Annotated in this window: 13 protein-coding genes and 2 tRNA genes; 6 read left to right on the top strand and 9 right to left on the bottom strand. The window is 64.0% G+C overall.

What is annotated here, in order from left to right:
* Nucleotides 1–30: 30 nt before the first annotated feature.
* From J8F10_RS27050 to J8F10_RS27040, 3 genes are all read right to left on the bottom strand, one after another.
* A complete protein-coding gene (locus J8F10_RS27050) occupies nt 31–3,279 on the bottom strand; it encodes an efflux RND transporter permease subunit (RefSeq protein WP_210659332.1) in 3,249 nt (1,082 codons plus the stop codon).
* 148 nt (nt 3,280–3,427) lie between these two features.
* The gene (locus tag J8F10_RS27045) at nt 3,428–4,663 is read right to left on the bottom strand and encodes an efflux RND transporter periplasmic adaptor subunit (RefSeq protein WP_210659330.1); all 1,236 of its coding nucleotides are present in this window, start codon (nt 4,661–4,663) and stop codon (nt 3,428–3,430) included.
* A 143-nt stretch (nt 4,664–4,806) separates the two neighbouring features.
* Nucleotides 4,807–5,460, bottom strand: a complete 654-nt coding sequence (locus tag J8F10_RS27040) for a TetR/AcrR family transcriptional regulator (protein WP_210659328.1) — start codon at nt 5,458–5,460, stop codon at nt 4,807–4,809.
* A 341-nt stretch (nt 5,461–5,801) separates the two neighbouring features.
* On the opposite strand from J8F10_RS27040, the gene J8F10_RS27035 reads away from it, so the two are divergent.
* From J8F10_RS27035 to J8F10_RS27020, 4 genes are all read left to right on the top strand, one after another.
* Entirely contained in the window at nt 5,802–6,776 is a 975-nt protein-coding gene (locus J8F10_RS27035) for a DHH family phosphoesterase (protein WP_210659326.1), read from the top strand.
* 140 nt (nt 6,777–6,916) lie between these two features.
* Entirely contained in the window at nt 6,917–8,695 is a 1,779-nt protein-coding gene (locus J8F10_RS27030; RefSeq protein WP_210659324.1) for a hypothetical protein, read from the top strand.
* Between the two features lie 99 nt (nt 8,696–8,794).
* A tRNA-Ser gene (locus J8F10_RS27025) sits at nt 8,795–8,878 on the top strand.
* A 5-nt stretch (nt 8,879–8,883) separates the two neighbouring features.
* Nucleotides 8,884–8,956, top strand: a tRNA-Val gene (locus J8F10_RS27020).
* Between the two features lie 179 nt (nt 8,957–9,135).
* Here J8F10_RS27020 and J8F10_RS27015 read toward each other — a convergent pair.
* Nucleotides 9,136–10,281, bottom strand: coding sequence for a hypothetical protein (locus J8F10_RS27015; RefSeq protein ID WP_210659322.1), 1,146 nt, complete (start codon nt 10,279–10,281; stop codon nt 9,136–9,138).
* A 563-nt stretch (nt 10,282–10,844) separates the two neighbouring features.
* Here J8F10_RS27015 and J8F10_RS27010 point away from each other — a divergent pair.
* Nucleotides 10,845–12,968 (top strand): S8 family serine peptidase, encoded by a 2,124-nt coding sequence (locus J8F10_RS27010; protein WP_210659320.1) that lies wholly within the window; start codon nt 10,845–10,847, stop codon nt 12,966–12,968.
* Nucleotides 12,969–13,559: 591 nt separating this feature from the next.
* Here the strand turns inward: J8F10_RS27010 and J8F10_RS27005 are convergent.
* The 3 genes from J8F10_RS27005 to J8F10_RS26995 form a co-directional block, all read right to left on the bottom strand.
* Entirely contained in the window at nt 13,560–14,228 is a 669-nt protein-coding gene (locus J8F10_RS27005; RefSeq protein ID WP_210659318.1) for a DUF4198 domain-containing protein, read from the bottom strand.
* A gap of 106 nt (nt 14,229–14,334) precedes the next feature.
* Nucleotides 14,335–15,489 (bottom strand): M24 family metallopeptidase, encoded by a 1,155-nt coding sequence (locus J8F10_RS27000; protein ID WP_210659316.1) that lies wholly within the window; start codon nt 15,487–15,489, stop codon nt 14,335–14,337.
* Nucleotides 15,486–16,544, bottom strand: a complete 1,059-nt coding sequence (locus tag J8F10_RS26995; protein WP_210659314.1) for a M28 family peptidase — start codon at nt 16,542–16,544, stop codon at nt 15,486–15,488. The genes J8F10_RS27000 and J8F10_RS26995 overlap by 4 nt, the downstream gene beginning before the upstream one ends.
* Before the next feature lie 713 nt (nt 16,545–17,257).
* On the opposite strand from J8F10_RS26995, the gene J8F10_RS26990 reads away from it, so the two are divergent.
* Nucleotides 17,258–18,040, top strand: a complete 783-nt coding sequence (locus J8F10_RS26990) for a FliA/WhiG family RNA polymerase sigma factor (RefSeq protein WP_210659313.1) — start codon at nt 17,258–17,260, stop codon at nt 18,038–18,040.
* Between the two features lie 62 nt (nt 18,041–18,102).
* Here J8F10_RS26990 and J8F10_RS26985 read toward each other — a convergent pair whose 3' ends face one another.
* Nucleotides 18,103–19,554, bottom strand: coding sequence for a hypothetical protein (locus tag J8F10_RS26985; RefSeq protein ID WP_210659311.1), 1,452 nt, complete (start codon nt 19,552–19,554; stop codon nt 18,103–18,105).
* Nucleotides 19,555–19,640: 86 nt separating this feature from the next.
* Entirely contained in the window at nt 19,641–20,549 is a 909-nt protein-coding gene (locus tag J8F10_RS26980; protein ID WP_210659309.1) for a WD40 repeat domain-containing protein, read from the bottom strand.
* Nucleotides 20,550–20,684: the final 135 nt, after the last annotated feature.

Here is a 20,684-nt window from a genome sequence, read left to right as displayed (position 1 = left end):
TCACCGAGCAGTTCCGGGCATCAACAGCGGTTACGAGCCGGTCGGGGTCGCATCGGGTTCCTTGTCCCGGAGGACCGGCAGCTCGTGTACCGTTTCCCGCGCCTCGTCGGATTCGGGTTCCGGTTCGAGTGGGAGCGCGGGAACGGCCCGGCGCCTCTGGGCCCATGCCACGATTCGCTTTCCGCGGACGAGCATGTCGTCCCAGATCGAGTACGCGACCGGTGTGACCAGGAGCGAGAGCAACAGGGAGAGCAATTGACCGCCCAAAATGACCTTCGCCATGCTCGCTCGCGCGCCCGCACCGGGGCCGCGCCCGGTCGCGATCGGGATCATCGCGGCCACGAGCATCACTGTCGTCATCAGGATCGGCCGGAACCGCGCCTCGTTCGCCTTGAGAATGGCCTCGTTGCGCGGCAAACCCTTCGCGATCAGCACGTTGGTGTAGTCCACCTGCAAGATGCCGTTCTTCTTCACGATGCCGAACAGCATGAACAGCCCGATCATCGCGTACACGTCGAGCGGGGTGCGCAAGAGCATGAGCGAGATCAGTGCGAAGGGCAGCGTGAGCGGCACCGCCATGAGGATCGTGATGGGGTGAATGATGCTCTCGAACTGCGCCGCGAGAATCATGTACATGAAGATGAAGGCCAGCACGAACGCGAGCAGGAAGTTCGAGTTCGAGTCGGCCATGAGTTTGGCTTCGCCGAGGAACTCGTACCGGTACTCCGGCGGCAAATCGAGTTCCTTCACGTAAGCCTGCACTTCCGGGAGCGCGTCACCGAGCGCCACGCCCGGCGCAAAGTTGCACTGGACCCCGATCTGCCGCTGCCGGTTGTAGCGCTCGATGGTCGCCGGGCCTTTTTCATCCGTCAGTTTCGCGAACGTGCGCAGCTCGATCAACTGGCCCTTCACATCGGGCACCATGAGGGCGTCAATCGCCGAGGACCGGTCGCGGCTCGGCAGCGCGGCGCGGAGCCACACGTCGTACTGGTCCGCGCCCTCCTTGTACTTCGTCACCGGCTCGCCACCGACCAACAACCCCAACGCGGTCGCGACGCCCTGCACGTTCACGCGCTGGTCGGCCGCGCGTTGGCGGTCGATCCGCACCTGGAGTTCCGGGTTGCGGCCCGCGGCGTTCGTGTCCACGTCCGTGAACTTCGGGTTCGTCTTCATCTTCTTCATGATCTGGGCCGCGTACTCGTCGAGCTTCGCGCCGTCCGGCCCGCGGATGCTCAAGTCGAGTTGGGCGTTCTTGAACGCGCTGGAACTGATGAGCTTCACGTCCTGCACCGAGGTCCGCAGGTCCGGGTAGTCGATCATCAGCACGCGGGCGTCGGCCATTGCGTCGCGCTGACCGAACTCGCGCTCGGTCAGATCGGTCATTCGACAATAGATGTTCACCTGGGTCACGTCGCCCTGTCCCTTCGGCGCGCGACCATCGGTCGGGCCGATCACGGTGAACACGTTTGTCACGCCGCGCACGGTTTTCAGCCGGGACTCGATCTCGGCCACCTGCGATTCGGCCGATTTGAGGGTCGTTCCTTCCTTTAGGATGATGGAGACCTCGAACTCGCTCTGGTCGTCCTTCGGAACGAAGTCGGTACCGACGATCATGAACAGCACCGGCGTGCTGAGGAACGTAACAATCGTGGCGAGTACGACAACCCAGCGGTGCCGCAGCGACCACGCGAGGATGCCGACATAGGCCCGCGTGAGCCACCCGGACGAGTTGTGGGACTGCCCCCCGCCGCGCTGCGTGTCGTGGGCGCTCTTACTGGGGTGCAGTGGCTTCAGCACCCACGCACAGAGCATCGGCGTGAGGGTGAAACTGACGGCCATGCTCATCAGGATCGCGAACGCGACCACGAACCCGAAGCTGTTGAAGAACCGCCCGACCTGCCCGGACATGAACGCGATCGGCGCGAAGATCACCACCAGCGAGAGCGTCGTCGCGACCACCGCGAGCGAGATCTCTTTTGTCGCCAGGCTCGCGGCATCCCAACCGCTCGAGCCCTCTTCCTCCATGTGCCGGAACACGTTCTCCAGAACTACCACCGCGTCGTCGATCACCACGCCGACCGCGAGGATGAGGCCCAGGAGGGTCATGTTGTTGAGGCTGAACCCCATCACGTCCATGAACGCAAACGTGCCGACGATGCTGGTCGGTACCGCGGTCGCGGCGATGAGCGTCGCGCGCCAGTCGCGCAGGAAGATAAAAATGGTGCCGACGACGAGGAACGCCGCGAGCACGAGGTGGAACTTCACCTCGTCGATCGACCCCTTGATGAACTTCGACTGGTCGCGGATGATCTCGGTCTTGATGTCGGCCGGGAGCGTCGGCTGGATCTTCGCGAGCCGAGCCTTCACCGCTTCGGCCACGGCCACCGTGTTCCCGCCCGACTGCTTCTGAATGATGAGGCTGACCGCCACGTTGCCGTCCAACCGCGACTTGCCCCGCGGTTCTTCCACGCTGTCAGTAACGGTCGCCACGTCCTTCACCCGAACCGAATACTTGAGCCCGGCGATGACGGTGCGCGTATCGACGATGACGTCCTCGAAATCGGACGGCTTCTGGATGCGCCCCACGGTGCGCAGCCCAAACTCGGTCGAACCGCTATCGACCTTACCGCCGGGCAGTTCGAGGTTCTGGGCCGCGAGCGCTTTCCGCACGTCCTCTGCCGAGAGCCGGTACGCCCGGAGCCGGTCCGGTTTGAGTACGACGTTCACCGCGCGCTGCTCGCCGCCGACGAGCACTACCGCCCCGACCCCAGTCACCGCTTCCAGGTCTTCTTTGATCTGCTTCTTCGCGATCTCCGTGACTTCGCGCAACTTGCGCCCGGACCCGCCGGACACGACCACCGTGACCACGGGAGCGGCGTCGAGGTTGAACTTCTCGACCACGGGCGGATCGGTACCGAATGGGAGTCTGGGCAGAAGCGTCGAGACGCGGTCGCGCACGTCCTGCGCCGCGATGTCGCCGTTCCGCTCCAGCTTGAACCCGATCACGACACTGGAAACGCCCTCGCGCGTGGTGCTGCGCAGCTCGTCGATACCGGAAACGGTGTTCACCGCTTCTTCGACCGGGCGCGTGACGCTCGATTCCATTTCCTCAACGCCCGCGCCCCGAAGTGTGGTCGTCACCACGACCACAGGCACGTCCACGTTCGGGAACAGCTCGACACCGAGCCGAGTGTACGACGCCAGACCGAGCACCACCGGCCCCAAAACGAGCATGGTGGTGAACACCGGCCGACGGATGCAGATATCCCAGATGGCCATACGGCACGTCGTGAAGTCGTAAGGTCGAAAGTCGTAACGTCCCGGAGGGACACGGTGATTGTTAGGTGCCGAAGGTCACGGTCGCGTCGCGATGTCGGTGAATCCGAACAGGATCGGGTGGTTCCACTCTCGACGTTCGACCTGCGACTCAGCGGATCCGAATGAGCGCCCCGTCCACCAACTGCGATTGTCCGCTCGTGATGACCTTCGCCCCAACCGGCAGGCCGGTCACTTCGAGCCACTCCTTGTCGCGCGCACCGATCCCGACCTCGACGACCTTCGCCTTATTGCCGTCCGCGACGAAGACCTTGTTCACCCCGGCGAACTGCACGAGCGCTTCCGGCGGAACGGTCACAACAGTGTCGGACCGGACCACGATTTCGGCCGTCGCAAACCCGCCGGCCTTCAACCGACCGTCGCCGTTGCGCACGCCGATCACCACGGCGAACGTGCGATTGTCCGTGTCCGTCGTCGGGCTGATCCGCGCAACGCCGCCGGTAAAGAGCTGGTTCGGGTACGCTTCGACCCGCAGTTCCACGGATTGCCCGAGAGCCACTTCGGGCGCGTGCTTTTCGGGGATGGTAGCGCCGAACTTCAGCGCATGGTCGATCACGAGCCGGTAGCAACTCGTTGCGGGCGTCGATTCGACCGGCGAGCCAATCGACACCATCTTTTGTGCGACCGCGTACTTGAGCGGCGTGGTGGTCGGGCCGAGTTCCTTCAGCCACTCGCTCCACTCAGCCGGGTTCGGGGCGTTCAGTTTCGTGTCGCCGAGTTTGCGCTCCGCGTCGTCGAGTGCGGCCTTGAGGCGCCGGGCGTTTGCGAGCGTGACTCGCGCATCCGTCTCGGCGACTTGAACGCGGGTCTTCGCGACCGTGAGCCGATTGGTGGCCGAGTCGAGGATCTGCCTCGATCCAACACCGCTCGCCATCTCCCGCTCGGCGCGCTTCAGTTCGGAATCGGCGAGTTCCGCGTTGGCCTTCGCTTCGGCCACCGCGTCCACGCGCGGGATCCACTGCTCGAACGCGGCATCGGTCGCGGGGAGCGTAATGAGTTTCAGCTTGCGGAGTTCGGCCTCGAACGCGGGCCGGGCCTGATCGACCGCGAGCCGGTACTCGGTGGCGTCGAGTTCGAGCAACGGTTCGCCCGGTGCCACGCGATCGCCCACGTCCTTGAACGCGCGGAGCACGCGCCCGCCCACCTTCGGCGAAAGCGTCACGTCTTCGTAGGGGTACAGCGTGCCGACAACCGGCACCGTTCGGCGCAGCGCCATCGGCTTCGCATCGGCCACCGTAACGGGCACCGGCTTCGCCTCCGCGTCGGCCGCGGACGCGCCGGGCTTAGGTGCGCAAGCGGGGAGGGCGAAGAGTAAGAGAAGGGGCAAGAACCTACCCCGTCCCCCCTCCCTAAAGGGAAGGGGGTGAGAGAACCACGGTCGTTGACTTCCACGAGCTATCAGTTCGCGCCACGCCCCATTCTCCCCCTTCCCTTTAGGGAGGGGGGACGGGGTAGGTTCTTCTGGGCGCCTCATCGTTTCTCCTCTTTCGTAGTCTTCTCCGCCACAAGCAGACCGTTCAGCACCACATCGAGCACGTCCTCGGCCTGCGCGTCCGGGTCGTTGGGTCGACTGGTCAACAGGTTCGTGAGGATGGTGCCGTAGAGCAAGTCGCCAATCACCGCGAAGAACCGCTCGCGCGGTACGGGGCGGATCACGCCGGAATCAACCAAGCGATTGAAGAACAGCTCGTGCTTGCACTCGATTTCATCGTCCTTGGTGACGAAGTAGAGCGGACGGTGGTGGTGCGGGAACGCGGCCCGCTCTTGGATAAAGAGCTCCACCATCTCCGGCCTGCGATGGAAGAACCCCAAGTACGTCCGAACCGCAGCGCGAATCAGGTCCGCACCAGTGTGCGGCTGAGCCATCGTCGCGTCCATTTCCGCTTCGAGTTCCTTCAGCCCGCGCTCCACGGCACTCAGGAACAGTTGCTCCTTCGTCGGGAAGTAGCGATAGACGGTGCCGTTGCCGACACCGACGTGGTTCGCGATAGTCTGCACCTGCGTGTTCGCGAACCCGTAGGTTGCGAACACGCGCGCGGCCGTATCGAGGATTTGCGCTTTTCGGCGCGTCTCGAGATCGGGGTCTTTTGGGCGCCCCGGTTTACGGTTCTCGGTGGCACTCATTTGTGCCCCGTGGGTTGATGGGAATAGTTAACGGACTGGTCCGTCCGTAAAAAAGTATAACCTTTGTGACAAAGGCGACAATCCCAATCTCCTCGGAATTAAGCCGCTTCGTCGCGTCCCGTTGAAGTGATGAGAGTTACACCCTGTCGCAGCGCCTTTGGTGCCCCAAAGCGGTGTTTCTGATGCCCCAAACGACTGCCCCGCACCCATACGCTGACATTTTTGGCGGGTTCAGTCCCGTGTTCTCGCTGATCTTTTGGGGCGCGCAATCCGCGAATTTCCGTTTCCTTGATGAACGATCGGGTTACAATTCCCTACCCCGCCGATTGGAACCTGATCTCATGCCGCTTGATTGGTCCCCGCTGGTAGACCTCCTCCGCCGTCACGAACGCCCGCTGTTGATGACCCACATTCGCCCCGACGCGGACGGGATGGGGGCACAGCTCGCCCTGTACGACGCGCTGGTGGCGCTCGGGCGTAAGCCGCGCGTGGCGATCGCGAGCAAGCTGCTCCCACGCTACGAGTTTCTCGACCCGCAGCGGCGCGTGATCGAAGACTTCAAACCCGCCACGTTCACGGACCGCGATTGCGTGGTGGTGCTCGACACGGGGACGTGGAACCAACTGGGCGACTTCGGCGACTGGCTGAAGAAATCTCCGCTCCCGCGTGCCGTGGTGGATCACCACCGAACGCAGGACGATCTGGGCGGTTTACAACTGGTGGACATCACCGCCGAGGCGACCGGCCGACTGGCCTACGAGATCATTCGGGCGCTGGGCGCGCCGATCTCGCCACAGGCCGCACACCACTTGTTCATGGCGATCGCGACGGACACGGGGTGGTTCCGGCACCCGAACGCGACCCCGGCGACTTTCACCCTTTGTGGCGAGTTGGTCGCGGCTGGGGCGAACCCGACGGTTCTGTACGAGCAGTTGTACGAGGCCGCGACGCTCGCCCGGTTCAAGCTCACGGCGGTCGCACTGGAGCGACTCGCGGTGCGCGCGAACGGTAAGATCGCCTTCACCGAGATCGCGTTGGGCGACTACGAAAAGACCGGGGCCGTACCGGGCGATACCGAAGACCTGATTAACTACCCGCGCGGCGTGGAGGGCGTGGACCTCGCCCTCGTGTTCATCGAGCAGCCGGGCGGCGGAACGAAGGTGAGTTTCCGGTCGCGCGCCGCAGACGTGTCGAAGCTGGCCGAGCAGTTCGGCGGCGGGGGCCACAAACTCGCGAGCGGCGCCCGCGTGAATCGGCCGCTGGCGGAAGCCCGCGAAACCGTACTGGCCGCAGCAATAGCCCTGTTGGAACAGTAGACTTCGACCCACCCAAAACACGAACCCGAACGGAGACGCACCATCCCGACGAAGTGACCGGCAATTGCTGCCGCGAAGCGGGGTGGCTCTGTTGGGGTTTGCTCGTTGCCATTTGAACTTCACTCCGCTGAGGAGTTCCCATGCAGTATACCCTTCGCGATTTGCCACTACCGGTAAAAGTGGTGGCGTCCGTGTTCCTGATGGCGGTCGGCGCCGGGTACACCTCGGCGATGCTGCAGCTTCACATTCAGGACTCGAAGTCCGGTAAGCCGATGCCCACGTTCGAGGACGTGGTGCTGAAGTTTACAGGGAAGAAGCGGGTCGATCCGAACGCCCCGGCGCCGCGCCCGGTGTCGCGCCTGGAGGCGCTCGTCACCGCGGAAACAGTTGCGATTACAGGCGCGTCCATGACGGCCGCGTTCACCACCGAAGACCGCGCAAAGGGTGACCTGAAGTACAACAACGCGATCAAGGGAAAGGCACCGGACGTCGTCGAGGCCATCAAAGCGCAGCGGAAGGGCGAGCAAGCCGTTTTCGCTCTGTGGATCAATACCCCGGACGAACAGCGCAAGGCGGCTTACGCAGCAGACAAGTTCGTGCCCCCTGCGGGCAAGGCGCCGGCCGCGTTCACGCCCGGGCTCAAAGACGGCGACGCGATCAAAATCAAGACGCTCATCGACGCACGCTGCGTGACGTGTCACTCGAAGGGCGGCGAGAAAGAAGACGTCCGGCTCGACACCTACGAGTGCCTGAAGCCGTTCATGACGGTCGCAGAGGCCGCGCCCGCGATCAACGGGTGGATCAAGGTCGAAGAGCCGATCAGCATCAGCAAACTCACGCAATCGACGCACGCTCACCTACTCAGCTTCGCAATGTTGTTCTCGCTGACGGGAGTCATCTTCGCCTTCAGTAGCTGGCCCGCGTGGATGCGCGTGATCATCGGCCCGTCGGTGGTCATCGCGGTGTTCGCGGACGTGTCGCTGTGGTGGCTCGCGCGCCTGTGCGACGAGTGGGGACCGTATTTCGCGATGGGTGTCATCGGCACCGGGTTCATCGCCGGGTGCGGCCTGTGCGCGCAAATCAGTCTGAGTCTGTTCAACATGTACGGGTGGAAGGGCAAGGCGGTGATCGCGCTCATGTTTGTGCTCGGCGCGCTCGCCGGGGGTGGATTCGTCATGAAGTTGCTCGTACCCGTACTGCCGAAGCCAAAGGTCGAAGAGAAGAAGCCGGAAGATAAGAAACCAGAAGACAAGATCCCACCGGTGAACGGCGGTACCAAGAGCGTGAGTGACGGCGTCGCGGCGGCGGGCGGCGCAATCACGGAAGCGATGTCGAAGATGCAGGCGACTGGGCCTCGCAAGCCGATTCACGCGCTGGACAAATTGCTCATCTGGCCGCCGATCGATCTCGACGGGAGCGCGCTTCCCCTGCCCGCCGACCCGAAACAGTTTCCGTTTAACGGCGAGGGCACGATGGCCCACGCCTTCTTTGAGAAGGATAAGGCGTTCAAGAAAGTCATAGACGGCTCGGCGCCACAAATCGAAAAGGACAAGCTCCGGGCACAGCGCCAGGGCGATCTCGACGCGCTGCTCGCGTGGGTGCGCTCGCCCGAGAACATTCGCAAGGCCACCTACGAAGCCGACAAGTTCGAGTTCCCCGGTTTGAGCGACAGGCTCATCTCGCCGGAACTGCTGAAAGACAAAAAGGTGCGAATCAAAGCTCTCATCGACGCCCGGTGCGTGACGTGCCACAGCCCGGAAGGGAAACAATCCGACTACTTACTCGACAGTTACGAAGGTCTGTCGAAGTACCTGAAGCCGTTCGAGGCGCCGAAAGGTGAAGGCAACACAGGTGCTGCGCCGCTGGCGACTTCGCCCGCGAAAGCCACCGAACCAATTCCCGACGCAAAAGACGATTGACACTTCAAAATAGAAACGTGAGCGGCGAGGCAGATGCCTCGCCATCGTGTTCCACGATACCCGCGTGAACCTCTTGTCAATGGTGCTGTCCCTTCAAGCGGAGGGACCAGCCGATTGGCGACGGCACCCGTCTCGAAAACGGGCGAGCGATGAGCCTTGGGGGTTCAACTCCCCCTCCTTCCGCTCGCGACCCCGTGGTCCAACGGCTCACGGCACCTGGGTCACAACCAGGAAATGGGGGTTCGATTCTCTCCGGGGTCACTGTTTCTTGCGAATGCCCTTTCGCATTGGCGCGTGCTACCGGAACCGCTCGGTCACCGTTGGGCCGAACAAAAGCCTAGCGAACTTCTGACAGTCGAATCGGACGCAACAAATAAACACCATCGGCCGCCAATTTTTGGCGGCCGATGGTGTTCTTGAAACCAATCCGGGAACCACAATCAAGGCCCGTTGAAGCCGGCAGCGGAGTTCACGCCGGCGAAGAAGAGGCGGGGTTGCTGATTGAACGCGCCGTCCCCGGTTACAGCTACGAGATCTTGTAACTGGAAGAAGGGATTGCCATTGATAAATGTATCGTCGTCTGACGGATTATAGGCGCCGCTTAACCGCCCGACCGTCATATTCACGACTCGTGTGTAGCCCGTCGGGAAGGCTAAAAATTCACCCAGTGCCGAACCCGTTTCTCCGTTGAACACGCGAACCTGGGAGCCATTGTTCAGCGAGACATAGACTTCCGCCCCGCGGTTATTATCCGTGGAGCCGGCCGCAACGGTGACCCCGACCCGGTTGGCCGGGATCGAAGGATCGAACGCGAAGAACGACTGGAGCTCGGTCTGCCCGCCCTGCCACACGCTGAACACTTTCACGTGCGGGACGTTCGTCGCGGCCCCGACGATGATCTCGTCGTAGGCGTTCGTATCGACCCCCGTGCCGGCGTAAGCGTTGGACCGCTGCGTGTCGACGCTGCCGGCGGCCACGGTCACCCCACCCCGGTACCCCAGATCGAACGCGAGGAAGCTGCGCAACACGGTACCGGAGCCGTCGGTCGCGAGCACGTGCGGGGAGCCGCCCGCCGCGGCGCCGATGATGATCTCTTGCTTGAAATTACCGCTGGTCGTGCCGCCGCTGAACCCGCCGCCCCCGATCCCACCGAGCACGTTGCCGACCGCGATGTTGAGCCCACCGAGGAAGCCCGTGTCGAACGCGAAGAACGTGCTGAGCAACTGGCCGCTGGCGTTGAACACTTTTACTTGGGGCGGGCCATTGGCCGCCACCGCGACGATGATCTCGTTGGCGCCGTCCCCGGTCACGTCGCCGACCGCGACGTTGATTCCGCCCTTGAACCCGGGGAACGGGTTGAAACTCTCTCGCAAGACACCAGTATCGGACCAAACACGAACGAGCGATTCCGTACCGGGACCGGTTCCGGTGACGTACTCGTTCCGCACGAGACCGACAATGTTTTCTGGGTCCGGGAGCAGGTCACCGACCGCGAGGCTCAACCCGCCGGTCGCCCTGTTCGTGTTATTAACGTTGATGGCACTGGCAGCGGGAGCGAGAAACGTTGGCGTGGTGCGGTCTTCCAAGCATTCCACCGCGAGCCGCGCTGGACGCCCCCGAGTTGGAGTGGGCGAGTTCAACATACATCCCTCCAAAATATAGCGGCGGAGCGAGCTTGGGTGCCGATCGCAACAAGATTCAAAGTCAGGATATCCACTATTCCCGAGATGTTAATGGAGAAATAGTGACAATTGGGGGCACGGGCCGACCCCGCGCCCGCCCAAACAGCAGCGCCGGTGCCGCACACATTTGCGAGCACAATCGCGCAAACGAATAGGACCGAATCCCCCGGACCACTTCCGATAGGCGACCGCGACCCACTATACGGCGCATGCGTCACAACTCGAGGCGCATTCACGCGGGCACTTAGACGGGCGCCCAATTGCGGCCCGTTATGAAGAATCGCAGCCACCTGACGCCCCGAGCGGTTCTTCCGAACGCACCCATTGCAGCACACGATTGTTATCTGTTTTTCGCGAAGCGCTCTGGTACTCGCTCTTGAGCGACTGTACACTTCTGTTCGATTTGGGTATTATCTACCCAAACTAATCTGCTTAACACAACACCGTCGTTTCGACAAAGGTTTAGCATGGGTGCTTCGCGTGGCCCGCGCTCCAGTCGCCCGTTCCTCCAGGTGGAGCACCTCGAGGATCGGACCACTCCCTCTTACGACCCCACGCTCTCATTGTCCCAGCATATCGCTGCCGGCGATGTCGCGAGCGACCGCATCATCGTCGTCGCGAACGCGGGCACGAGCGCCGCAACGCTTTCGGCCGCACCGTTCGTCAGCAACGTTGTGGCGCTGGGGAACAACATGTACAGTGTGCGGCTGACCGCCGGCACAGACGTGGGCGGGGCGCTCGCATACTACGGGACCGTGCCCGGGGTCGCGTGGGCCGAGCCGGACCAGATCCTCCACGCCGCGGTGGTCCCCAACGACTCGTCCTATGGGTCGCTCTACGGACCGGCCAAGATCGGCGCCGAAGCCGCGTGGAACATAACCACCGGCAACCCCAATTTCGTGGTCGGGGTGATCGACACGGGAGTGGACTACACGCACCCGGACCTCGCCGCCAACATGTGGAGGAACCCCGGGGAGATCCCGGGCAACAACACCGACGACGACGGCAACGGGTACGTCGATGACGTTTACGGGTGGGACTTCTACGACAACGACAACGACCCGATGGACGAAGAAGAGCACGGCACGCACGTGTCCGGCACCATCGGCGCGGTGGGCAACAACGACATCGGGGTCGCGGGCATCAACTGGAACGTCAAGATCATGGCCCTCCGGTTCCTCGGGCCCGGCGGCGGGTCCACGAGCGGCGCGATCGGCGCGATCAACTACTCGGTCGCGATGGGCGTGAAGGTCACGAACAACAGTTGGGGCGGCGGGGGCTACAGCCAGGCCCTGGCCCGCACGATCGGCCGCGCCCAGAGCGCCGGCCAGATCTTCGTTGTAGCCGCCGGCAACGACGGCGTGGACAACGATGTTACGACCGCGGTACCGGCCAACTACTCCACGTCGTTCGACAACGTCATCACCGTCGCCGCAACCGACAGCGAAGATAAGCTGGCCGACTTCTCGCAGTACGGCGCCCGCACGGTCACCATCGCCGCTCCGGGCGTGGCCATCTTTAGCACCTTCCCGAACAACTCATACGGGCTCCTCGACGGCACCTCGATGGCGACCCCGCACGTGGCCGGGGCCATCGCACTGTATTGGGGCGCGAACCCGACCCTCAGCTACACACAGGTCATCAACAAGCTCAAGACCTCAGTAGACAAGATCAGCGGGCTGGCCGGGAAAGTGTCCACCGGCGGGCGATTGAACGTGGCGAAGATGTTCAACCTGACCGACATCCCTCCCATTGTGGTGGACGCGCCGGCCGGAACCGAGGTCGTCCGGGTGCTCGGCACGGGCGGAGAGACGAAGCTCGCACTGGACCCGTACCGCGGGTTCCTCGGCGGTGTCGTGGCTGCTGCGGGCGATCTGAACGGGGACGGCGTGGCCGACGTGGTCACTGCCGCAACGCTCGGTGGGCACGTCAAAGTGTTCGACGGTGCGACCGGGCAAGAAATCCGGAGCTTCTTCGCGTTCGAGGGGTACAAAGGCCCCATCAACTTGGCCATTGGCGACCTGACCGGGGACGGGATCGGCGACATTATTGTCGCGGCCAACCTGAACGGGCACGTCAAGGTGTTCGACGGCGCCACCGGGGATCTGACGTTCAGCTCGCTCGTGTACCAGGGGTACCGCGGAGCGATCGCCGTGTCCGCGGCCGACACGGACGGGGACGGCAACAACGACCTCGTTACCGCGGCCGACGGCGGGGCCGGGGTTCACGTCAAGGCGTTCGCTGCGGGTACGCTGCGTCTCCACGACTCGTTCCTCGCCACTGGCGCGGGCCCCTGGTCCAATTTCAGCATCTCGGCCGCCGACCTGGACCTCGACGGGGTCGCGGAACTGCTCGTCTCGCAAGGACCGCGGGTGCGAGTCATCGACTCGCGGACGAGGGCCGTGCGGGCCGACTTCCTGGCGTTCGACCCGCTTTCCAAGGACCGCGTGACGGTCCAAGCCGCCCGCTACACCGGCGACCCGAGCGCCGAACTGGTGGTGATCCGCGAAACGCAGGGCCGCTCACAGGTCAAGGTGTTCGACGGGCCAAACTTCGAGCTCGAAGATTCGTTCTTCGCCGACGTCCGCTAAATTGTCTGTAACCACCGGCGCTCAAAAAATGAGCGCCGGTGATCTCACGCACGTCACACAGCGAGCTACGCACAAAAGCACCTCAACTCTGGCGATCTCATTTTGAGATAACGGGTTGCGACTCGCGCCACGTGTCCCACGCTAACAATTGCTAACATTTTTGGGCTCTAGGGCATTTGCAGAGGCTCGTATCGCGCCAACTCCTGACGCTACAAGTCTTTTGATCCCGCACACTTCCTTGCCACCTTGCGGGAAACGCTAACAATTGTTGACACCACGGCAATTTCGGACGCACATTGGGTGAATTAGCCCACAACTATTTGCGCCTCGACGCGCCGCCTTCGGCTGACGCCGCTCCACCAGCCGACACAACACCTCAAATTACACACTACTGAACAGAAGAATACAAGCAGTTTCAGGCCGTGGAGCACCACAGAAGCCGCGCAAGGGCCGTCGAGTGGTCGAGGGACTTTGGTGGTTTTCTGCGAAACGGATTGGAAAGGGTCCGATGGGGCCGCGATTCTTTTCGCGGCCCCTCTTTCTGACTACCGTGCGGCGAGTCGATATCTCACGCCCGCCGTGTATCGTTCGCTACTTCGCCGCGTCGCACACGAGCGTCGCGTAACTGCGGATCTCGTCGTACTTCTTGCCCGCGTGCTCGCCCGCCTTCGCCTCGACGTGCTTCGCGTACACGCCGTAGCGCCCGGCCGCGTCGTAGACCGGGGTGTAGCCGTCCTTGTCGGTCGTCACGGCCTTCTTCCCGCCGGCCGGGAGCATCACGGTCACTTCCGAGTTCGCCAGCGGCTTGCCCGCGGCCAGCACCTGGAACCGCAGCGCGCCGGGCTTACCGTCGGCGACCACTTCCAGCGCGACCTTGTCCCCGACCGGTTTCGTGACCGCGGTGCCGATGACCGCCTTCGGGTAGTACGCGAGCTTGAACGGCTTCGCGTCGCCCTTTTGGAGCACGCCGTAGTCGGTCACGCCGAACAGCACGCGGTCGCCGCTCCCGGGCACGTTCACCGCGTAAAACCCGTCCTCCTTCTTCCACTCCACAGGCGCGTCCTTCCCGGTCGCGTCGCGCAGCGTGAGTTTGGTTTCCGCGATCTTCTCGATGTTCACGGCCGTGTCCGGCTCCAGGTTGTCGCTGAATACGACCTTAGCCGTTTCGCCCTTCGCGTCCGGCACGATGAACGGAAAGTGCGCGTGCGCCCCCGCCACCGCGAACAGCCCGACGACCACCGCTCCGATCATGCGAGACATGTGCTTCTCCTTGAAGATCCGCGCCGGCAGAAAGCGCGCCGGCTGGAGTGGTTATACGAGAAGAAGGGGCACGAACGCGCCGGTTGGTAGGGGTACCGGTGCGGGCTCACGCCTCGCCGCTCGTGGGGCGCACGAGCATGTCCGGGATGTCGTGCGCTGCGCCGCGCACGGTGACGCGCTTGAAGGGCCAGTCGGTCGGGGGCGTGACCGGCTCGTGACCGGTCGCGGTGACCAGAACGGTATCGACGCTCGCGGCCGGCCCGACGCGCGGCTGCCACACGACCGCCTGCCCCGCCGAGAGCGGCTCGTCGTGCCCGGCGCGGCGCAGCTCCTCGGCCGCGAACCGCCCCGCCCCGTACCCCGGTTGGCTCAGCCGCACGTCGAACTCGAAGGGCGTGTCCGCGAGGACGATGCCGGTCGCGTCGGCCACGGGCGCGACCGTGGCGCCGGGCGCCGTGTAGGAGCGGTAGACCGCGGCCAGTTTCACCGCGAGGCCGAACGCGGAGCGGAACTCGTCTGGAGGGGGGCCGAAGCTCACGGTGCGCGCGGCGGTGGCGAACAGCCCGTCGCGCTGGCCGGTCGCCTGAATGGTACAGGTGCGGGCCACCGGTGCGGACGTGAACCCGGCCCGGCGGAACTTCTCCCCGCGCGCGTCAGCGATCACGCTGAGCGCGGCCGGCTCGGTCCCGCGGTGGAGCAGCCGGTGCCCGAGCTGGCCCGCGATCTCCTCCTCGGTGTCGCCGAGCTGGACGGTGCGCGCGGTCGCTTCGACCGCGTGCGCGACCGCGTGCCCCAGTTCGCGGTACTGCTCCTGTTCGTAGGCCGAGAGGACGCGCAACAGCGGGCGCAACCGGTCGTTCGCCATCGGCACGCTGGGGAACGGTCGGTCCGCCGCGATCGTGTGACCCACCGTGATGTTGTAAAGCAGTTCGGAGCGCCCGCCGGACCAGGTCCACTCCTTGAGTTGGAACCCGAGTTGGTCCAGCTCCTCGTCGAAGAGGCGCTGCGTGTCCACGTTCGAGCACAGCAGCCACCGCTGCCGGCCGTTGGTGAAGATGCCGGGGCGCTCGGAGTCCGCGATCAGGCCCCGCGCGCTCAGGCCCGCCGTGAACCAGGAGACGTGCGCCGGCATCAGCAGGATCACCGCCTCGCACTCCATCTCGGCGAGCACGCCGGCGACGAGGTCCTGCTTCGCTTCGATATCGGCGCGGCGCGCCGCGAGCCGCTCGGCCCCCGGCGCGCCCGGCGACGGAACGCTCATTTGATCTTCTGGAGCCATGTCGTGATGACCTTCGACACCTCGGCCAGTTGGGTACCAGAGACCTTGTCGGCGGTGTCGGTCAGTTTGTGCCAGTGCGGGTAATCGAAATCGATCACGTCTACGGTCGGGATGCCGACGCGGTTGAGGGCGAGGTGGTCGTCCTGCACCTCGTACCCCTTTTCGTACTTAAACGACTTCGCGCCGACCGCCTTCGCCACGCCCCAAATCTGGTCCACGAGCGGGCGCGCGGCGTCCCACGAGTACAGTTCCACCTTCAGGGCCGCGTCCTTCCCGGCGAACAGGTCGAACAGCACCCCGGCCTCGTACTTGTACTTCCGCTTGTCCTTCGCCTTCAGGTACTCGTCGGCGAAGTGCTCGGACCCGATGAAGTAGCGGTCCCCGCCCCCGAACCGGTTCGTCTCGAACACGAACTCTTCGCCGTCGAAGAGGACGAAGTCCACCCCGTACTCGCTCTTCAGATCCTTCATGTGGTGCCCCAGTTCCATCAGGAACGCGACGCCGCTGGTGCCGTCGTTCGCGCTCGCGAACGGCTTGGTCCAGTTCTTGGGGTTGGCCTCCTGGTCGGCGATCGGGCGGGTGTCGTAGTGCGTGGTGAGGAGCACGCGCTTGGCCTTGTCCGGGTGCCACGAGATGATGAGGTTCACGAAGTCGTTCTGGTTCTTTTGGCTCTGCTGCTTCGCCTTGAACTCCTGCCGCGTGACGGTGGCCCCGAGCTTCTTGAAGTGCGCCTCAATCAGCTCCTGCTGTTTCTTCATGCCCTCGGTGTCGCTGATGCGGGGGCCGATGTCGCAGAGCTGCTTGAGGTACTTGAGCGCCCGTTCGGAATCGAACTTGACCTCGATGCCCTTATCGTCGGTGCCCGTGCCGAACTCGGTCTTCTTCGGCGGGTCGTTGGGGTCGGGGGCGTCGTCCATCGTGGGGAGTTGTCCCTTCTCCGGTTCGGGCGCACTGGAGCGCGTCACCCACCAGAGTGGACCGCCCACGCCGACCGCGACCAGAGTCGCCCCGAGCGCCCATCCGAACACCTGGTTCATGACGTCCTCCGTGTGGAACGCGGCCCGGGGTTGAAACCCCGGACTATTCCCGGCCCCGCTGGGGTCGCAAAAACAACCCGGGTAAAACCCCGGGTGCCCGGTGGCTCCCTACCCGTCTTGCACATCTTACCGACACCGGGCGTTTGCCGCGAGTCAGTGTGTAAGGAGTGCCGCGAATTGTAAATCTTCCCCTTCACATCGATCACTTCACCGGGCATAGGTTCCTTCAGCTTAACCCGGCCCAGCACCGCGACCGCTAGCCCGTTGGGGAACGGGTTGCGAGTTGTGTTCCCGAGGCGCCAGTACTCCGGCTCGTTCCGGACGTTCCGGCGCCGGCGGTTCCATCGGGTGGGCGGAGCGCGGGGTTCGGGTCGGTCAAGGGATTCTGCGGTTTCGTTACACCGCCGACCGGACCGTGGCCGATAGTGCATTTAAGCGCCGGAGTGTACCCGCTCTGGTGCTTCGGGGGATGGGCAAGCCGTTGACGATCGCGACGATCTCACGGCCGCGTTCCGAACATCTTCGGCACAACAGGTACCCGGCGCGCAGGGGAAGCCGCCGGGCACCTGAACCGAACGAACCGGAAGACCGATCGCGGCCGTCTGATCGCGTAGCCCGTGCGGGGGACACCGGGACCACTTCACGCCCCTCACCGGGCGGTGGGGCCGGTGTGCGGGACGCGCGACCAACGACTTGCCGTTCATCAGGGAGGATTGATCGTGACCCAAACCGAGACGGACATCCAGACCGTTTGGCTGGAGTACCGCGAGCGCCCGACCGTCGAGCTGCGCAACCGGCTCGTCGAGCGGTACCTGTCGCTCGTCAAGTACAACGCCGAGCGCATCTGGTCCCGTTTGCCGGACGGCGTCGAACTCGACGACCTCATCAGCGCCGGCGTTTTCGGGTTGTTGGACGCGATCGACGCGTTCGACCTCTCCCGCGGAGTCAAGTTCGAGACGTACTGCGTGCCCCGCATCCGCGGCGCCATGCTCGACGAACTGCGCACGATGGACTGGGTGCCGCGTTTGGTCCGCAGCAAGGCGAGCAAGATGGAGGCGTGCCGCAAGCAGCTCGAAGCCGCCCTGGGCCGCCCGCCCAAGCCGGAAGAGCTCTCCGAGAAGCTCGGCATCCCGCTCGAACAGCTCGATTCGCACCTGGGCGAAGCGACCGCGGTCAACCTCGTGAGCCTCAACAAGAAGTGGTACGAGACGGACAGTTACAAGGACGTGCGCGAAATCGACATCCTTGAGGACAAGAAGGCCGAGGACCCGACCGGGCGCCTTCAGAACCGCGACCTGATGAAGCTCGTGACCCGCGGCCTCAACCGCAACGAGCGCCTCATCGTCATCCTCTACTACTACGAGGAGATGACGATGAAGGAGATCGGGGCGACGCTCAACCTGAGCGAGTCGCGCGTGAGCCAGATGCACTCGAGCATCGTCGCCCGGCTGCAAGCTCACCTCGCGAAGCGCAAGGGCGAGTTCAACCAGAACTGAGCCCGCACCCCCGCAAGACCTAACGACACGCCCGGCTCATGGCCGGGCGTGTCGCGTTTCCGTCACCCCGCATCAATCTTCACGCCGGGCCGGGCGAACTTACTGGCCTCGATCGCGCCCCGCTTCGTCACCTTCGTGTCGCGCGCGTACAGGAACTTCAGCGCGGCCCCACGCGCCGCGTCCTTCAATCCCGCGTCGGTGAGCAGCGTTCCGTCGAAGGACGCGATCTCCAATTCTGGGAGTGTGCCCACGAGTTTCGCGGCGCCGTCGCCGGCTCTCGTCTTGGAGAGGTTGAGGTTAGTGAGCTTCTTCAATGTGCCGAGCGCGGTCAGACCGGTATCCGTCACCGGACACGTGGTGAGAGATAAGTTCGTGAGCGCGGTGAACCGTGCGAGGTGCGGGCCGTTCGCGTCACTGAACTGGGTGTCGTTGAGATTCAACTTCCGCAGGGACGATGGTTGTGCGAACTTCGCGAAGGCGGCGCCAGTAACGGCAGTCTTCTCCAGGTTCAGCACCCGAAGGGTATTCACTGCGCCGAGCGCAGCAACGCCGGTATCGGTCACCTTCGTCTCTTCGAGGTGCAGTTTCTTGAGCGCGGGCAACTTTCCGATGGCGCCCAATCCCGCGTCGCCGACGGCAGTGTTATTGAGGTTCAGGTCGGTCAATTTCTTCGCGCGCTCGAGGTACTTTGCACCGGCATCGGTCACCCTCGTTGCGCGAATGTCCAGACTCTCCAGGGCGGGCAACCCGGACACGGCTTCGAGGCCCGCGTCGTCGAATTGCCCGTTCGGCGCTTCAATGAACTTGAGTTTCGCCCACCCCGGAGTTGCGAACGCAGAGCCGGTAACCGGGGTCGCGTACAGGCTGATGCCGACCAGCGCCGGTAGCCCGCTCAGTTCGTGCAAGCCGGCATCGGTGATCCGCGAAGAGTTGAACGCGACCTCTTCGAGCTTCTTGCACAGGCCGATCGGTTCGCACGCCACGTCCGTGAGCGGGCACTCCACGAACGCGAGCACTTTGAGGCGCGGGAGCTTTGCGAGCACTCCGAAGTTGACCCCGCTCACCTTGGAACACCGGAGCAGGCTCAGGCGCTCCAGGTATTCGAGCCCCTCAAGGTGCTGAACGTGTTCATCGGTCAGCGCCTCGTTCTCGATGCTCAGTTCGATGACGCCCTTCAGCCCTTTCAGTAGCGGCAGCAACACAGAGGCGTTTGCGTCCCGGTCGATCCCGATGATGTACCCGCCGGTCGCCTGTGGGCCGAATACGCTCGCGCCTTTCTTTTGGAGTTCCTCCAGCTTGGCTTTGTCTGCGTCGGTGACGGGCACTTGCTCGGGTTGGGGGATAACCGCTGGCGTGACGGGCGTTTTATCTTTGGGAACAACGACAACCGGCGGATCACTTTTCAGTTCGATCTCGGGCCGGTCCCGCGGGGAGGGACGGTTCTCTTTTGCGCCGCATCCGACGAGTGTGAAGCAAACTAGCGCCACAAAGGGGAACTGTCGGTTGGCGCGCATGTGAAACGCTCTCGCGACGGCGAACGGGACCAAGCAGCCATTGAACCACACCCGCGCCGGTCGCGGAAGGCTCTGGTTCTCGCGCTTTATGCGTCCACGTCCCAGACAACGACCTTCCCGTCGTTGCCCGCGGCCGCGCCCAACAGCCCGTCCGCGCTGAACGCGGCCGTGCGGATCTCGCCGATTCCCCACTCGAACGTTTTCAGCTCCGTGCCAGAAGATGGCTCCCACAACCGTGCGGTGCCGTCCTTGGACGCGGTGAGAAGGGCACGCCCATCAGCCGACCAGCACGCGGACCACACCAGTTGTGTGTGCCCGGTGCAAGTAACCGGTTCCCCATCGGGTTCCGTAATCGGGTAGATCGAAACGAGTTTCCGGTACCCGACGACGAGGTGCGTGCCGTCCGGGGAGAACTTGATCGGGCCGGGGTGCGAGGAATGCGTGTGCGGGATCTCGCGGACCTTCTTCCCCGTTGTCGACTCCCACAACTTGGCTTTCGCGAGGCCGTTCGTCGCCAGGAGCGAACTGTCCGGGGAAAAATCCAAACAGGGCACGTTGCCGATCGCGAATTCCGTGTCCGGGTACCGCGTGCCTGTCGCTTGCACCCGCCCCGCGTCGTCCCAAACGCACACGCGGTTCTTGGCACCGGCCGCGAGTAGCGGATTCGAGCCGCGGCCGAACGCCACTTCAAAGAACCCGTCGCTCCCCCCTTTCTCCCGGGGGGTGAGAATGGCGATCTCGTTCCAGTTCACCGTGTCCCACACGCGGACCGAACCGGACATGCCCACCGCGAGCAACGGGGCATCGGGCGCGAACGCGACCGACTGCGCGACGCTGTCCCGGATTCCCAGGTCGAGCTTGCGAGCCAACTCGCCGGTGATCGGGTTCCACAACGAGACCGACCGGGAACTTCCGGTCGCGGTGACGAGCCGGGTTCCATCCGGGCTGAACGCGACCGCCCGGACGGAGCCTTTGTGAGCTTGCCACACGAACATCGCTCACCCTCCACCAGTCCGCAGGGCCGCGTAAGGGAAATTCATAAGGAAGAGCCGCATACTCAATTATCGTTGCAAATCCTCTGCGAAAGTGGTCATTTCCCGCGCGAAATATGAGGCCTCGCGCGAGCGACG

This window comes from Gemmata palustris (assembly GCF_017939745.1).
GTDB classification, from domain to species: Bacteria; Planctomycetota; Planctomycetia; order Gemmatales; family Gemmataceae; genus Gemmata; species Gemmata palustris.
This window is presented reverse-complemented; position numbering and strand designations above follow the sequence as displayed.

What these genes read in the sequence shown, in the direction of transcription:
- J8F10_RS26995 (WP_210659314.1), bottom strand. Translation starts at nt 16,544, where the DNA reads ATGAACCAGGTGTTCGGATGGGCGCTCGGGGCGACTCTGGTCGCGGTC.
- J8F10_RS27050 (WP_210659332.1), bottom strand. Translation starts at nt 3,279, where the DNA reads ATGGCCATCTGGGATATCTGCATCCGTCGGCCGGTGTTCACCACCATG.
- J8F10_RS27035 (WP_210659326.1), top strand. Translation starts at nt 5,802, where the DNA reads ATGCCGCTTGATTGGTCCCCGCTGGTAGACCTCCTCCGCCGTCACGAA.
- J8F10_RS27010 (WP_210659320.1), top strand. Translation starts at nt 10,845, where the DNA reads ATGGGTGCTTCGCGTGGCCCGCGCTCCAGTCGCCCGTTCCTCCAGGTG.
- J8F10_RS27040 (WP_210659328.1), bottom strand. Translation starts at nt 5,460, where the DNA reads ATGAGTGCCACCGAGAACCGTAAACCGGGGCGCCCAAAAGACCCCGAT.
- J8F10_RS27030 (WP_210659324.1), top strand. Translation starts at nt 6,917, where the DNA reads ATGCAGTATACCCTTCGCGATTTGCCACTACCGGTAAAAGTGGTGGCG.
- J8F10_RS27005 (WP_210659318.1), bottom strand. Translation starts at nt 14,228, where the DNA reads ATGTCTCGCATGATCGGAGCGGTGGTCGTCGGGCTGTTCGCGGTGGCG.
- J8F10_RS27000 (WP_210659316.1), bottom strand. Translation starts at nt 15,489, where the DNA reads ATGAGCGTTCCGTCGCCGGGCGCGCCGGGGGCCGAGCGGCTCGCGGCG.
- J8F10_RS26985 (WP_210659311.1), bottom strand. Translation starts at nt 19,554, where the DNA reads ATGCGCGCCAACCGACAGTTCCCCTTTGTGGCGCTAGTTTGCTTCACA.
- J8F10_RS26980 (WP_210659309.1), bottom strand. Translation starts at nt 20,549, where the DNA reads ATGTTCGTGTGGCAAGCTCACAAAGGCTCCGTCCGGGCGGTCGCGTTC.